Consider the following 15,359-nt stretch of genomic DNA (forward strand, 5'->3'; position numbering starts at 1 on the left):
CCGATGCGGCCTTCACGCAACTGGCCGTCGATCTGGGCTTTGACGGAGACACAGCCGACGAAGGCGCTGTCTTCGGCTTCATCGCCGGCGCGCTGACCGATCTTGCCCCGGACGGAGACCCGATCCCGCTGTTGCAGAACATCCTGTCATACCACGTCTCTCCCGGTGCCAAAACGGCGGCCGAGGTCGATGCGGCGGATCAGGTCACGACCCTGCTGGACGGTGCGACTTTCGGCTCGGAAGGTACTGAGCTGGTCGACAATGAACCCGATATCGACAACCCCAACATCGTCGGACCGGACATCGCGGCCTCGAACGGCACCATTCAGGTCATCGACCGCGTCCTGCTGCCCATCGACATCCCGGGCAATGAGCCCAACATCGTGGACATCGCGGCCGGGTCGGATGACTTCAACATTCTTGTGATGGCCCTGCAAACGGCCGGTCTGGACGGTCTCGTGCGGGACGCCGACGATATAACCGTCTTTGCTCCGACCGATGCGGCCTTCACGCAACTGGCCGTCGATCTGGGCTTTGACGGAGACACAGCCGACGAAGGCGCTGTCTTCGGCTTCATCGCCGGCGCACTGACCGATCTTGCCCCGGACGGAGACCCGATCCCGCTGTTGCAGAACATCCTGTCCTACCACGTGTCTCCCGGTGCCAAAACGGCGGCTGAGGTCGATGCGGCGGATCAAGTCACGACCCTGCTGGACGGCGCGACTTTCGGCTCGGAAGGTACTGAGCTGGTCGACAATGAACCCGATATCGACAACCCCAACATCGTTGGACCGGACATCGCGGCCTCGAACGGCACCATTCAGGTCATCGACCGCGTCCTGCTGCCCATCGACATCCCGGGCAATGAGCCTGTCGAGCCCACCGATCCGACCCTTGCTGGAATCGTTGCGGCAAGTGGCGGTGTCTTCGACGACGATGCGACAGATTTCGACATCCTGTTCAATGCGGTTCAGGCTGCAGGCCTGGTCGAAGCTCTTGACGATCCTGATGCCAGCCTCACTGTTTTCGCTCCGAACGATGCCGCCTTCGTCGCGCTAAGTCAGGCGTTGGGCTTTGAGGGAGGGGATGAAGCAGGCGCGTTCGACTACCTGGTAGAAGCTCTTGCACTTCTGAACGGAGGCGATCCCATCGGACTCTTGCAGAGTGTTCTGCAATACCACGTGGCCCCCGGCGAATTGGGCTCAGATGAGGTGCTGAACGCAACCTCGATCCAGACCTTGCTGGATGGCGCCACGCTTGGCGTCGATGGCACGACGCTGGTGGATGCGGATCCCGACATCGCGGATCCGAATCTGATCGCGACGGACGTTCCGGCTAGCAACGGTGTTGCACATGTGCTGGACGGAGTTCTTCTACCTGCAGACTTGCTGCAATCCGACGGCTCAAATGACGTTGATTTCGTGATCAAAGGCGATCAGTCAGACTACGTTCGGACCGGACGTGACAATGATTTCGTCGACGGAAATGGAGGAAATGACAAGATCCTGCTGGGCCGCGGTGACGATGTCGGCTTTGGGGGTCTTGGGAAAGACAAGGTCTTTGGAGGGCGCGGCGATGACAGCCTCTACGGCGACGAGGGAGCCGACTACCTAAGCGGCGGCAGGGGCGATGACATGATCACCGGCGGGGCCGACAATGACCTGTTGGCTGGCGGTCTTGGAGCAGACACGTTCATCTTCAACTTGGGCGATGGGCATGACAAAATTCTCAGGTTCCAGCAAGGACAGGACACAATCGATCTGTCCGGTGCCGGGATATCGGGCTTCGACGAACTATCCGATATGATCGAAACATCCCTGTTCGGTGCTACAATTCACCTTGGCGAAGAACAGAGCATCTACGTGCAGGCCTTTAACCTAGATCTGGATGAAACCGACTTCATTTTCGCCCCAAGCGCGTACGACACAATCGCGTAAGGTCCCAAAAGAACTGAAGAAGTGTCCGCTTGGATCCAAGCGGACACTTTTTTGTCTGATCAGCAAACTTCGGGTGGTTTTTTGTACCACGCGCGACCACATAAACTTGCCAAAGGTTCAGGGTGCGGGTGGTCAGCCAACCGTTTTGAGCGCTGTCATCATCCTGCTGCGGCACGCTCGTATTTAAGATGATCGTGTTAGAAGAACTTTGCTTAAGCGGGGCAGGGTGCTCTCGTAGCCTTCGCGCATGATTAAACAATCGCCATTCAAGTACTTCAAAATCAGTCCCGAGATCATCCGCTTTGCTGTGAAGCTGTACATCTGTTTCCCGCTCTCGCTACGTAGTGTCGAAGATCTGCTGCATGAGCGAGGCATCGACGTGAGTCACGAAACTGTCCGCTATTGGTGGAACAGGTTTGGCCCGATGTTTGCTGTCGAGATCAGACGGAAGCGTGTTCAGCAGCTGCGCGCATTCTCCAAATGGAAGTGGCACGCGGACGAGGTTTTTGTGAAGGTGAATGGCAAGAGACACTACCTCTGGCTGGCCGTTGATCATGAGAGCGAAGTGCTGGAAGCAATCGTTGCCAAACGTCGAAACAAGCAAGCGGCATTGAAATTCCTCAGGAAATTGATAAAACGCCATGGTTGTGTCGATGGGATCGTGACCGACCGTTTTGCATCCTACAAAGCAGCGCTCAGAGAAATGGGCGCGCTCGAAAAACAACAGACGGGCAGGAGGCTCAACAACCGCGTCGAGAATTCGTACCCTCCTTTTCGACGACGCGAACGCGCGATGCATCGTTCCAGGCGCTTGCGAAGTTTACAGAAATTCGCGTCTGTCCATTCCTCCGCCTACAATCACTTCAACCAGGAACGATCGCTCACCAGCCGGGACACCTTCAAGCCGACACGCACTGCCGCTCTTGCCGAGTGGCGTCAAAATTGTTCCGGATAGGTTCGCGGTTTCCGCGGCACACTGAGACTGGTTCGAGTTTGTCGGACGAAACCCACGCGAGGTTTCAGACCCGTTTGAGGAGTTCCCGATTAAACCTAGCACCAGCCATCCGACCGATGCCGTTGGGCGTCTGTTTCGAGCCCAAAGCAGTCAACTGCATTAAACATGGCCATCTAGTTGGTTAACAGTTTTTAGCTTCCTTGTTGGTAATTGCTTGCGATCATAATTTTAGCGAGAGGTCGCCTTTGTATTTCCTATTTGATTTTAGGAGGCAAAATACCGGAAAAACTGCGCACAAGATCTCTTCTCGGCCTAAGTTTCACCGGCTTCCTCAAGCCTATCCAAAAACTTGTAATCTGTTGGCGGATCGTCGCAAATACCCGGTCCACACTCCAGTAGGGCTGAGCCTACGTTGGCAGTTGCCAAAACTAAGATCAACATGAACGCGGTTTTGGCCAACTTGCTTCCACCGAACCGTTCCGATGCCCTAACGTCCGCAGCAAGATCATATTGCTTTTCAAAGACAAGCATCACTGCGGTCCCGAGTATTATCAATCCGAAGGCTATGCCGGCCCAAGTGTAAAAATGCAGACCGAGAACCGGAGACCCATAGTGCCCGGTGCCGGGCACTATGTGTAGTAGGATTTGGCGGATCGAAACGCTGATGCCAAATATTGCTGCCACAAGGACGATTCCGTAGTTTCTTGCACGCGTGCCCCACAAGAGATTCAGCCCGAGCCCAAACCCCACGGCCACGAAACCGACACGCTGCAATAGACATAGCGGACAGGGTAGTTCGTAGAGAACAAGCTGAAAATAGAATGCAAGAACCAACACTAGGGAGACAGCCAGGGCACCAAGCGCGTTCATGTTTCGAGCGAATTCAGGTGACATGGAACGATCTCACAGTTGGATTGAAAGCGGCGTTGTTGCATGAAATTTAAGCCAATAAACGCTCGCCAAAAGCGTGACAACGAAGAGGGCGTATGAAAGTCGGACGAGATTATAGTAAGCAAGCCCCAAGGCGCATGTGAACAACGCAAATAGTAGTGCAATCATATTGATCCCTTTGATTTTTAGCCTTGCCGAGACTGGCAGGTACTTAGGACACTGTTTCCTTTTCGAAAATCGGCCTAAGCACCATATCAAGTCTCGAATGATCTTCCGCATTGTTTGCTATACTGCCCCTTTGGGATTTCACTTTATGCCTCTGGGTCCTCCGAAGATATCCCGAGCTGGGCTAGTTCTTCCCAAACACCATCAGGGATGGACCACTCTGCCCATTCCATCGCCTGTTGAACATGCTGAGGCCATGTCACTCCGCAAACGGTCGAAATGATGTCGTCATTTTTCAAAGAGTGTTGCAACGCGACCGCCCCGACTGGGACATCGTAGTGCCCGCATACCTCTTCAACAGCACGTATTGGCGCAAGTACTTCATCATCTGCAGGACGATAGACAAAAAAGCGATGGATCGCGCTTCCTCGGGCAAGTGCACCTCCGGAATAAGGTGCTGCGTTCAATATCGAAACGCCTCGCGATTTCGCGAGTTCTATCAGAGGTGCCGCGTTGTCGTTTACCAGCGTATACCGGTTGTGTGTCAGGACCACGTCAAAATCCCAACCCTCTAAAATTGGCATAATCAAGTCGATACGTCCCGCTGCGATTCCGACCGCCTTTGCCAGACCTTCCTCCTTGATACGGAACAACTCTTCAATCGCGCCACCTGGTCCTTTTACCTCGGATAGATCATTTGCATATTCGACATCATGCACGTGGAGTATGTCCACGCTGTCGACGCTTAGGGCCGAAAGACTTTCCTCGAATGACCTACGTGCCTGAGAAGCATCAAAGGCACCGGTTTCCATATCCCGGTCGACTTTGGTGGAAAGCACCCGCCCTTCCGGCCAACCGCCAAGCTCACGAATGACTTTTCCTATGCGCTCTTCACTTCGCCCCATGGCATAGCAACGGGATGTGTCCAGGAACGCATTTCGCTGCGAAAGAATTGCCCGAATTGTATCAATCGCGCGGTCTTCCTCAACTTCATACCCATAGATTTCCGGAATACTTCCCAACCCTGTCGATCCAAACCCGACGCGAGGAACCCGTATCCCTGTCTTACCAATTTCGCGTAGCTCCGCCATGCCAACCTCCCAATTGGTTCCGGACGTTCATAGATGTTGCGCGAGTAGTTTGTTGAAAACAAGTCAGAGTTTCCGCGAAGCTGTTTGGTCGTGATGAGACCTTTCAAGCAATCGCACTATGGGGCTCTTGCGTCGAAGTCATCAGGCGCCGGGCTGTGAATGTCTGAAATGCGATGTTTGCGATCTGTTGCGTGAACAAAAGGCCGAAGTGCAACCAATGGCCGACAGGGGCTCAAAGCGGTTGTTTGGTGCACTCTGCTTGATTGACTGCCACAGTGTTCTTTCCAACAGCCCGTCATGTGACACTGTTCGCTATGCCTCGCTTGAAATCGAGCTTCGTGTGGTATTTATGGCGTATAACTCATTTGCGTCCAAATTTAATATATATTTAACAGCATCTTGCAGATTTAGCTACACTGACTTCATCTCCGCCACTTTTCTCATGAAGCCAATTTTTTTGGGAAGGAATGCCGTCAGCTCGATATTCTGCCCCATTGCGGGAGTTTGCATTTCTCGACTTGGTTAGAACTCGTCGCCCAACGCGATCTGAGTCGAAGTGTCGCGCCCCAGACCTCCGCATCGAGGGAGCCTTGCGCGCTCGGCTACATCAGAATTGAGTTACCGAAGGCGTCGGTTCAAGAACTAGTCGAAATCGTGTTGAAGGAATGTGGCGCAATGTAATTCTGAGGTCTGCTTCGTTTGCTCCCGACCGGTTCGTTTTTCACTTGGGCCGCCGCTTAAGATCGAGATTGCAGATCAGGCGCGCAGAATGAACGGCCGCTCTTTTTTCAAGTTCAACGTGAGTATCTCGCTCGTTAGAGGTGCCAATGGGACCGCAACCTAGGAAAAGGTAGCACTTTTTTGCGAGAAACGGCGCATTAACTGAGGACCTATGCCTGCTATACTTAGAATACCGCTTCGCCGATTTTTCGAAAACTCCCGACAGCGGTTCAGTCACAGGCTGCGGTCACAATCATTTCAACCTTCAAAACACTGCGGGCAAGTTTGGACTCACCGCAGGCGCGGGCCGGAGCGTGACTTTCTGGTGCCCAAGCGTCCCAAACGGCATTCATCTCGGCAAAATCTGCCATGTCAGCAAGCCATATTTCGCATTTCAGAATACGGGTCTTGTCGCTACCGGCTTTTTTCAAAAGGTCTTCAACCTTAGCTAAGATGTCTCGTGTTTGCTCAGCCACAGTAGATGCGTCCGATGTCTGGCCGCAAAGATAGGCAACGCCGTTGTGTTTGACGATCCGGCTCATGCGTTGGCCGGTTTCGATCCTGGTAATGGTCATGTTTCGAGTAGTTCCTGTTAGTGAATTTCATGGTGGTTTGGGTGGAGCTAGGAAAGGTTGTCTACCAACTCGTTTTGGTACCCAAAGAGTGCAGGCAACCCACCCGTGTGCACCATGACAACTTTCTGGCCGGCTTGGATTTTTCCTTCGCTGACCAAATGCAACAACCCTGCGAAGGTTTTCGCAGTATAGACGGGATCAAGGAATATTCCTTCGGTACGAGCCATCTTGTCCAATGCAGCCCGAGTGCCTCCACTGAGTTTCCCGTAGCCAGGAGGCAGCGCTTCGTCCATGACGTTTAGCCTGTCATGCAACGGTGCTGCGTCGATATACAACAAATCCGCCAGTTTCTGGAGAACGGTTTTCATGCGGGCCATTTGCTTTTCGCGATCCCGGCGTACGCAAACGCCAAACACAGAAGCGGTGTTTTCTTCCAAGGCTACTCCAGTCAACAAGCCTCCATGTGTGGCTCCACTACCTGAGGGTACGACAACCGCATCGACATCAGGCATCTGGTGACACAATTCTCGTCCGGCGACGACGTAGCCCAAAGCACCCAAAGGCGGGTGGTTTAGTCCCAGATGAATGACATAAGGTTTGCGCCCTTGCGCCTTCAACTCGTCGGCACGCGCGTGTAACGCAGCATCTGCTCCGGCTTCGTCCTCGCCTTCGGGGTAGGTCATGCGTTCGGCACCCAGAATTTGTGCCAACAACACATTCCCAGAGCTGTAATACGCCTCGCCCATATCTGACACACGCTCTTCCAGTTGAAGAACGGATTGCATGCCCAATTTTGCTGCGGCGGCTGCCGCAGACCGAACAAAGTTTGACTGAACTGCGCCGGTGATCAGAATGGTATCCGCACCTTTCTGAAGGGCATCACCGAAATAGAACTCAAGCTGCCTCGTTTTGTTTCCGCCAAACCCAAGCCCGGTTAGGTCATCGCGTTTCAGCCAGAGGTCGATGCCCAATTCCGAAGACAACCTGTCCAACCGCTCCAATGGGGTTGGGCCTGACATGAATTGGGCGCGAGGAAATCTGTCCAGTTTGTTGTCTTGTGTCATCGTCTGCCCTTCGAGTTTACGCGATCGCGAATGCGCGATGAAAGAGAACGCCACAGGCTATCAGAGATACCACGCGGATAGCGGTTGTGACCAAGGTCTGCGGTAAATGTGGCCCTATTGCACGACCAAAAAAACTGCCGAGCAATGTGAGCGCTACGAAGCCCCATAGCTGCGGGCCATAAGCGAAGGCTTGAGTCTCGGACAGGCTATGCAACAGGAATGCGACGCCGTATGCCACCAGCGCAATGGGTTGAACCAACTTGGCAACTTCTTTGGCAGGGCGGCCTTTCGCAATCAATCCGAAAACCATTAGCGGGCCGGGCGTCGCTGCCCAAACAGTCGCCAGCCCAGACAAGCCGGAAACGGTCGAAAACCCTGCTGTTCCAATTGAGCGACGTAAGGGCAGCAAGGTTGTCACAAGCCCGATCAGCAACAGGCTGGCGGTTAGGGCAAGGACAAACGCCTCGCTCAGCCAAGGGTATACGACAAGGCCCGCGACCACTCCGATGAGGCATCCGATGATTGCCGTTCGAATGGTCTGTCGGTCGGCCTTCAGCACCTGTCGGTCTGTCGCGACCGCTGAAACGACCGTATTCAAAAGCAGCAGCATTGGAACAGCCGTTGATGTACCAAGCAAGATCATCATAGGCGGTCCGGCAAGGATGCTAAACCCGATGCCGACGCCGACCTGCAGCATTGCGCCGAGGCCGATGGCAACCATCAGGATGGTTAGGTCGACGGACACTAAAATCCTCCAAGTCCCGCGAGATAATGCTGTTGCTTTAGGTCCAAGGCATGATGCCAACATAGGAATTGCGCGTCGCAACGGTATGCGCCATCTGCGCCAGTGTCGTCAAATCGAAGACGGGAAGTTGCAACTCGTCCTGAAGGCGCGCCGCATAAGGCGGCAGATCGGTACACTCCAACACAAGCGACCGCATGTCCGGCGCTTGGCGTTTAAGTAGCCGCGCCGCCTCAAGGACTTCAGCCTCAATGAGATCGGTGTCCATACGGGTGCGCGTGTTTCGCAGGATCACCTCAGCGAATTCGCTGGTGTCCTCTAGCCCTTGTACCGCGACGGGAATGCCCGCAGCGCCGACACCTTCGAAATGCTTCGGCGTCAGAGCAGACGCATCCGCGGTCAACACGCCCACCGGCGCATTCGCCCCGGTCATGTGAAAGGCCAAAGGCACCTGTATCAAGCTGGATGCAAAGACGGGTACGGAAACAGACGCAGCCAGCTCCTTTTGAAACAAAGCCAGAAATCCGCAGCTTCCCGTGATTGCCCGAACGCCCTCGGCCTCAAGCCGTTGCGCGCCCTTGATAAAGGGTGCCAATAGCTCGGGTGTCGGGTTGTTTAGCAGGGTCGGTACGGTGATGCCCTCGATCATTTCGTAAAGAACGGGAAACGGAAGGCTGGACGGATTCTTGATGTGCCCGGGCGGTTTGGGGAAATAGCTTTCAAGGCACAAAACCCCGATCGAAGCCCCGCAGATGTTTTGGCCACCTTCGTAAATTGGCATGGTGCTCAGGTCCTTTCGAATAGGGGATTTAGAAACGGGCCAGCGAGAACGGGTCCAGGTTGATATTCGGGCTGCGTCCGGACACCAGATCTGCCACAAGCTCTCCGGTCTTTGGCGCCATCATCAGCCCGTAATGAGAATGGCCGAACGCGGTAAAAAGCCCGTCCTTTCCGTTCAGCGGCCCAATCGCTGGCAGGCTATCGGGAAAAGAGGGGCGTCGGCCCATCCAGAACTTTGCCGCGCCAGTATCGAGGTCCGGCACCAAAGATTTTGCCTGATCGGTGAGTATTTTTTTCTTGCGCGGATCTGCTGGGGCATCAACACTGCCAAACTCCGCCGTACCGGCAACCCTGAGGCCGCCCTGCATCGAACTTGCGACGACCTTTGCGTCCACATCCATGACCGAGTTGTTCAGCACTGCCGAAGGGGCCGGGAATTCAACGTGGTAACCCCGTTCGGCCACCAACGGCACAGTTATGCCAAGGGGTTTGAGCAGGCCGGCAGACCACACTCCGGCCGCGAGGACAACATTGCGCGCGTGCAGCGTGTCATGTGACGTGGCAAGCTGCCAAATGCCGTCTTCGGTGTGGCTCAGCTTGGTGACTTCGGACCGCACAAACTCAGCACCTTGCGCACGTGCTTTTTCGGCCAATACAGCGCCCAAACGCCCGGGAGACGTTGCGCGGGCCTGACCTTTGATCACAATCGCTGCCTTGAGGTCTTTTGACAGAGCTGGTTCCAAGCGCCGCAATTCAGCGCCGTCGACCCGCTCCAATTCACCGCCTTTTTCCTGGCGGATCAGATAGCCAAGATCATCAAGGTTGGCTTGTTCAGGGTTGCGGAACGCGTGGATGTAGTAACTGTCCACGATCAGCGCTTCGTGGCCCGTGCCCTGCAGGTGCCGACGGTACAGATCAATGGACGGACGACACAAAATCTCCATCGCATCTGAGATTTCGCGAACCGTCTTTTCGCCGGACTTTCCCAGAAAACGCAGCCCCCACGGGATCATCTTCGGCCAGAAGGACGCCCGGACCGAAAGCGCGCTTTTCGGGTCCAACAGCATCTGCGGCAACTTCTTCCAAATGCCCGGAACGGCCTGCGGAATAATCGACCAGGGCGACACAACCCCCGCATTGCCGAACGAGGTTTCCTGCCCGGGGTCGCTCCGGTCGATTAAACGGACCGGTATGCCGCGTTCCTGCAGCGACAGCGCGCAACAAATGCCGACGATCCCTGCGCCGATGATGGTCACTTGCTCTGTCATCGTATCAGGCCGGGGAATGGCTGCGATTGCGCGCGATCAGTTGGCTGACAATGACAGGCGAGGCGACAGCAAGCGCAATCAGGTCAGCCGTCAGGCTCGGCGCAACAAAGATCACCCCCGCGATGGCCATCAGGATGCGCGACGCGATGTTCAGCGGTTTCAGCCAGTATCCGACCACAGCTGCGGACAGCGCGATGACCCCGGCGATACAACTGGTGGCGGTGTAGGTGAATTCCCACAGGTTGAAACCGGTTGAGGACACGAACAATAGGACCGGCGCATAAACGAAGGCCATTGGTGCGATCACCTTGCCCAACCCAAGGGTAAAGGCAGAGAGACCAGTTCGGAACGGGTTGGAGTTCGCTATGGCCGCCGCCGCATAGGCCGAGGTGCAAACGGGCGGCGTGATCTCGGATACCACACCGTAGTAGAGTACGAACAGGTGGCTTGCGATCGGCGGGACACCCAGCTGCGCCAGCGCGGGCTGTGCGACTGAGACCAGCATGATGTAAAGCGCAGTGGTTGGGATGCCTGCGCCCATCAGGATGCAAACGATAGCAATGAAAACCAGCGAGATGAACAGTTGCAGGTCTTCCATCGCAAACAACTGCCAGCTGCCGAACGAGATCATATTGTACAGGTCAGCGGCCAGATTGCCTGCGCCTTGAGTGACCATGAACCCGATACGGAAGCCAATGCCGGTTGTGTTGATGACACCGACGACAATGCCGACGGCGGCAGCCGCGGCGCCTACGGCTAGCGAGTATTTCACTCCCAACTCAACCGCTTGCAGCATCTCGGGTACTTCGATGCGTTTCTGCGGGTTCAGCGTGGCGATCACCGACAAGGCACACAGGATCGCCGTCATCGTCAGATCGAAACCGCCATCTGAAAATTTCCACAGCACGAAGGCCAGAAACGCCGCGGCATAGATCAGCGTGGGTGGTTGTTTGATGCGCGACATGCCTGCGATCACTGCCAGAGAAATTCCGCAGAAGGCGGACATGAACGGCGTATATCCTGTGAACAGCACGACCAGCAGACCGATCAGAGGTACAATGTTGGCCCAACCTTCGGCCCAGACGGCCTTGAGTTGCGGCAGTTGCTCTTTCGCCAAGCCTTGCAGGTTCAGCTTGCGTGCCATCAGATGCACCACGGCAAAGACGCCGACATAGTGAAGGATCGCGGGGAAGATCGCGGCGATGACGATGGTAGTGTAGGGCACCTCAAGGAACTCGGCCATGATGAAGGCCGCTGCCCCCATGATCGGCGGCGTGATTTGCCCTCCGGCTGACGATGCGGCTTCGACGCCGCCCGCAAAATGGCCGGGGTACCCAAGGCGCTTCATGTTGGGAATAGTCAGCGCGCCGGTCGAGACGGTGTTGGCCACCGAAGAGCCCGAGATCGTGCCGAAGAACGCCGAGGATACCACCGACACTTTTGCGGGCCCGCCGGTATAGCGGCCCGCCAAAATGGTTGCGTTGTCGATGAAGAGTTGCCCCAATCCGGTGCGCTGCGCGATCACGCCGAACAGGACGAAATGGAATACGATGGTCGAGACGACCCAGAGTGTGACGCCATAGATGCCTTCCTGCGGGAAATACATAGACGATACGAAAGTTTTGAAATTCACGCCGGGATGCTGCAGCAAGCCGGGGAAATACGGTCCCAACAGGGCGTATGAGATAAATAAACAGATGATCAGTGGCAGCACCCAACCCAGCGTGCGGCGTGCGATGTCCAGAACCAGCAGGATGATGACTACGCCCAAAACCACGTCATAGGTGTTCGGGTTGCCCATTCGGAACGTCTGTTCCTCGATCCCCAGAAACGGAATGCCGCGCCATGCGATCCCAACATACAGCGCTGCGATGATCCCCAGCGCCATAAAGACCAAGTCGTACAGAGGGATGTTGCCGATACGGAACCGGCTGACCTTGAGCGCATAGAGGTTTTTGGAGCCGATTATCGGAATTGTCGCGTAGACCAGAATAAACAGCAGCGCCAGATAGATACCCATGTGCCAATGGTCGGCGGGCAGGCCAAAACCGGCTGTGAAGAATTCGTAAAACGCAAGGATCAGGGCAACAACGCGCAGCACCTTGCCCGCGGTGGGCGTGACCTGCCGGACGGCGGCGCCTTCGTCGTACTGTTCTTCGATGGCGGCCAGTTCCTCGGCCGTCAATTCGTGGTCATCAAGTTTCTGGGTCTCGGACATGATGGCCCCCCGATTTCGCATAATTCCAGAGTGCGGTGCCCCGCACAGGGGCACCGACGACAGGTCTCAGTAAGGTACGATTACTGAAGCAGACCGGCTTCTTTATAGAATTTCTCGGCCCCCGGATGCAGAGGTACACCCAGCGCCTCGACACCATCCAGCGCCGTATCGGGAGTGATCTGCTTGCCTTTGGCGTGACCATTGTCCAGCAGCTTGCGGGTGTTGTCGTTCCACAGCGCCTTGGTCAGGCCATATACCAGTTCGTCGGATAGTTCCGACGACACCACCAGCATCGCGCTGACCGCGGGGGTCTTCGTTTCGCCGTCGATACCTTCATAGACGCCACCCGGGATCGCCGAGGGGATGTACGCCGGTATGATCTCGTTGATCTTCGCCATGTCTTCGTCGCTGAAGGAATGCAGGTTCATGCCCTTGGTTGACGACAGCTGCACCATCGCGGCAACAGGCCAGCCTGCAGCGTAGAAATAGGCGTCAAGCTGACCGTCAGCCAGACGCTCGGCGCTTTGGCTGTTGTTCAACTCGGCCTCATCCATGTTGTCACGGTTGACGCCCCAGGCATCCAGCATCTGCAGCACGGCAACCTGTGTACCGGAACCGGCTTGCGCGATGCCGACGCGCTTGCCTTCCAGATCGCTCAGATCGTTGATTGTCTCACTGGCAGGCAGAACCAAGTGCAGGTCTTCGGGGAACAGGTTGGCCACGATGCGAAGATTGGGGTGAGGTTTGCCCTCGAACTTGCCCTCACCTAGATACATTGAGCGGGTGACATCGGCTGCGGCGAGACCGGCCTCAAGCTCTCCGTTCTGAACGGCGGCGTTGTTGAACACCGACGCAGTGGTGGATTGAGCGATAGCAATCAGCCCCGGTACACCGCACTGGCCGCCTTCTTCGCAGGGGCGCGAACCCGGAGGGGCGGAGATTCCGTTTGCGATGGTGCCGCCAATGGGGAAGTAAGTTCCGCCTGCGCCGCCAGTGCCAATGCGGAAAAAAGTTGGGTCCTGCGCCAGTGCCGGGGCGGCAAGTGCGCTTGCCAGGGCCAGTCCCGTCAAACATTTCACAAATTTCATCATCATCTCCCTTGTTGGATCGTCGGATTCGGTTTGGCCGAATTTCGATCATGCAAGCGTAGTAGCAATTTTCATAAATACAAATTTGTTATATTTCATAAAACTAAGGTTTAGCTTATAGATTAACCATGAACCTTATGCAGTTGACCGTTTTTCGCGAGGTGATGGAGACCGGCTCTATCTCTCAGACCGCCAAGAAACTGAACCGCACCCAGCCTGCGATCAGTCTGGCCTTGAAGAACCTTGAAAAGACCCTTGGCCTGACACTGTTCGAGCGTAAGGGACGGCGATTGGTCCCGGTTCCCGAAGCGCATTACCTTTTGGCCGAAACAACAGGTATTCTGGACCGCCTCGCGACGATTTCCAGTACAATGGAAGGGTTGATTAAAGGGCATTCCGGCAGTCTGAATATCGCTACAATGCCGGGTCCATCCGCTTTCTTGTTCCCGCGTTTTATCAGCCAATCAGTCGGCGAAAACCCCGAGATACGTATCACATTGTCTACACGCAGTTCGCCTCAGATTATTGAGCTTGCAGGCACGCAGAATATTGATTTCGGCTTTGCAGACTTCGATCATTCAACCGGGAAAGAGCCTCAGTATTCAACAGAACTGATCCGGGCAGATTGTTTTTGTGCAGTCGATCGTGACAGCCCACTTGCTTCACGTGGGACCATATCCATTTCCGATCTCGACGGAGCGCCTATGGGTGGATTGCATGCCACGCACCCGTTCCAGCGTAAAATTCGGCAAGAATTTCAAGATGTTTCAGCTGACTACAACCCAACAGTGACCTGTCAGTACTTTCTACCCCTTATACCCTTTGTGAGCTCAGGTCAGTGTTATTCGATCGTGGATCCTTTGACCGTAGCGACTGAACGAGAACTAAACCTGTCCAACGGAAAAGTCGCGTTCGTGCCCTTCAAAAAACCGCTCAGATATGAATATGCGCTCCTTGAGCCAGACCACCGACCACCGTCTCAACTGGCTTTAAAGATCAAGGCGGGCTGGAAAGCCGAAGTTATAAAGATGTTGGCAGGGGTGAATGCCAACCCTCATGCAACTGGGATAGATGAAACAGGAAGCGAGCAAAGCTGAATAGCATTGTTTTAAAACAGAAAACTGATCGGAGGGAATGTCGACTTAGATCGACTTGCGACAAGTATACGAATGTTAGCTTTGGGGCCGGAACCTCAAGTTTCTTGGACCGGACCAAAAATTGGCTTCGTCCGCATTCCAGTCGTTCGTGGACGCAAATCATGTCGCCTCGCAGCGATTGACCGCTCAGAGTCTCAAGCCGCCATTCATTCTTGCAGTAATGTAGTTTTATTTCGGCAACTGGCTGAGTTCGACTGGAACCTCACGCGCGTATATCGTGTCCAGAAAGACATGGTTTTTCAGCAACTGAGTTCAGTGCAATTGTGGTACGAACTCGTGTGACGGATTGAACCGGATTGATCTGCTGTTCAATAATATCGTTCAATTCATCGGTGCCAGAAGCGCGTATCTTTAGTAGATAGCAATCGTCTCCGGCGATTTTGTGCAGCTCTTCCAGTCCAGTCACCTGCGACAGGGCAGCGGCTGTGTCAAATCCCTGGCTCGGCTTGGCGTCGGTTACAAAGACAAAGGCCAAGAGCGGCTTTCCCAGCGCCCGCGGATCAATCCTGACCTCGTAGCCTTGAATGATGTTCATGGATTCCAGACGGCGAACCCTTTCGGAGATCGCAGAGGGTGCAAGACCCACACGACGCGCGATCTCAGCTTTTGGTATGGCCGAGCTTTCAAGAAGGATGGACAGTATTTCACGGTCTTTTGCGTCAATCATGCGACATTACTATACTTTTGGTGATTTTTCGTCTACAAAAT

At 55.0% G+C, this 15,359-nt stretch carries 14 protein-coding genes; 3 read left to right on the top strand and 11 right to left on the bottom strand.

Annotation, left to right across the window (positions count from 1 at the left end; translation table 11 throughout):
- Positions 1–1,937, top strand: a 1,937-nt coding sequence (locus ACR0KL_RS03650; protein ID WP_480776643.1) for a fasciclin domain-containing protein, incomplete at its 5' end; no start/stop codon positions are given.
- Positions 1,938–2,184: 247 nt separating this feature from the next.
- Entirely contained in the window at positions 2,185–2,892 is a 708-nt protein-coding gene (locus ACR0KL_RS03655; RefSeq protein ID WP_480776644.1) for an IS6 family transposase, read from the top strand.
- A gap of 312 nt (positions 2,893–3,204) precedes the next feature.
- Here the strand turns inward: ACR0KL_RS03655 and ACR0KL_RS03660 are convergent, their stop codons facing one another.
- The 10 genes from ACR0KL_RS03660 to ACR0KL_RS03705 form a co-directional block, all read right to left on the bottom strand.
- The gene (locus tag ACR0KL_RS03660; protein WP_170681696.1) at positions 3,205–3,786 is read right to left on the bottom strand and encodes a disulfide bond formation protein B; all 582 of its coding nucleotides are present in this window, start codon (positions 3,784–3,786) and stop codon (positions 3,205–3,207) included.
- A gap of 9 nt (positions 3,787–3,795) precedes the next feature.
- Positions 3,796–4,062 (bottom strand): DUF5993 family protein, encoded by a 267-nt coding sequence (locus tag ACR0KL_RS03665; RefSeq protein WP_480776645.1) that lies wholly within the window; start codon positions 4,060–4,062, stop codon positions 3,796–3,798.
- 32 nt (positions 4,063–4,094) lie between these two features.
- Positions 4,095–5,039: an aldo/keto reductase gene (locus tag ACR0KL_RS03670; protein ID WP_170681698.1), complete on the bottom strand. Its 945-nt coding sequence runs from the start codon at positions 5,037–5,039 to the stop codon at positions 4,095–4,097.
- 950 nt (positions 5,040–5,989) lie between these two features.
- Positions 5,990–6,334 (bottom strand): RidA family protein, encoded by a 345-nt coding sequence (locus ACR0KL_RS03675; protein WP_170681700.1) that lies wholly within the window; start codon positions 6,332–6,334, stop codon positions 5,990–5,992.
- Between the two features lie 47 nt (positions 6,335–6,381).
- Positions 6,382–7,398 carry a D-cysteine desulfhydrase family protein gene (locus tag ACR0KL_RS03680; RefSeq protein WP_170681702.1) on the bottom strand — a complete coding sequence of 339 codons (1,017 nt, stop codon included), beginning with the start codon at positions 7,396–7,398 and terminating at the stop codon, positions 6,382–6,384.
- Between the two features lie 16 nt (positions 7,399–7,414).
- Positions 7,415–8,143 (bottom strand): TSUP family transporter, encoded by a 729-nt coding sequence (locus ACR0KL_RS03685; RefSeq protein WP_170639132.1) that lies wholly within the window; start codon positions 8,141–8,143, stop codon positions 7,415–7,417.
- Positions 8,144–8,180: 37 nt separating this feature from the next.
- Positions 8,181–8,921 carry an aspartate/glutamate racemase family protein gene (locus tag ACR0KL_RS03690; RefSeq protein ID WP_170681704.1) on the bottom strand — a complete coding sequence of 247 codons (741 nt, stop codon included), beginning with the start codon at positions 8,919–8,921 and terminating at the stop codon, positions 8,181–8,183.
- A 28-nt stretch (positions 8,922–8,949) separates the two neighbouring features.
- Complete coding sequence (locus ACR0KL_RS03695; RefSeq protein ID WP_170681706.1) at positions 8,950–10,188, bottom strand: FAD-dependent oxidoreductase; 1,239 nt, start codon at positions 10,186–10,188, stop codon at positions 8,950–8,952.
- 4 nt (positions 10,189–10,192) lie between these two features.
- Entirely contained in the window at positions 10,193–12,406 is a 2,214-nt protein-coding gene (locus ACR0KL_RS03700; protein ID WP_170681708.1) for a TRAP transporter fused permease subunit, read from the bottom strand.
- A gap of 80 nt (positions 12,407–12,486) precedes the next feature.
- Positions 12,487–13,494, bottom strand: a complete 1,008-nt coding sequence (locus ACR0KL_RS03705; RefSeq protein ID WP_170681710.1) for a TAXI family TRAP transporter solute-binding subunit — start codon at positions 13,492–13,494, stop codon at positions 12,487–12,489.
- A gap of 128 nt (positions 13,495–13,622) precedes the next feature.
- Here ACR0KL_RS03705 and ACR0KL_RS03710 point away from each other — a divergent pair, with 128 nt between their 5' ends.
- Positions 13,623–14,591, top strand: coding sequence for a LysR family transcriptional regulator (locus ACR0KL_RS03710; RefSeq protein ID WP_170681712.1), 969 nt, complete (start codon positions 13,623–13,625; stop codon positions 14,589–14,591).
- 262 nt (positions 14,592–14,853) lie between these two features.
- On the opposite strand, the gene ACR0KL_RS03715 is transcribed toward ACR0KL_RS03710, so the two are convergent.
- Positions 14,854–15,318 carry an Lrp/AsnC family transcriptional regulator gene (locus ACR0KL_RS03715; RefSeq protein ID WP_170681714.1) on the bottom strand — a complete coding sequence of 155 codons (465 nt, stop codon included), beginning with the start codon at positions 15,316–15,318 and terminating at the stop codon, positions 14,854–14,856.
- Positions 15,319–15,359 lie beyond the last annotated feature (41 nt).

Source organism: Ruegeria sp. C8, from assembly GCF_056537565.1.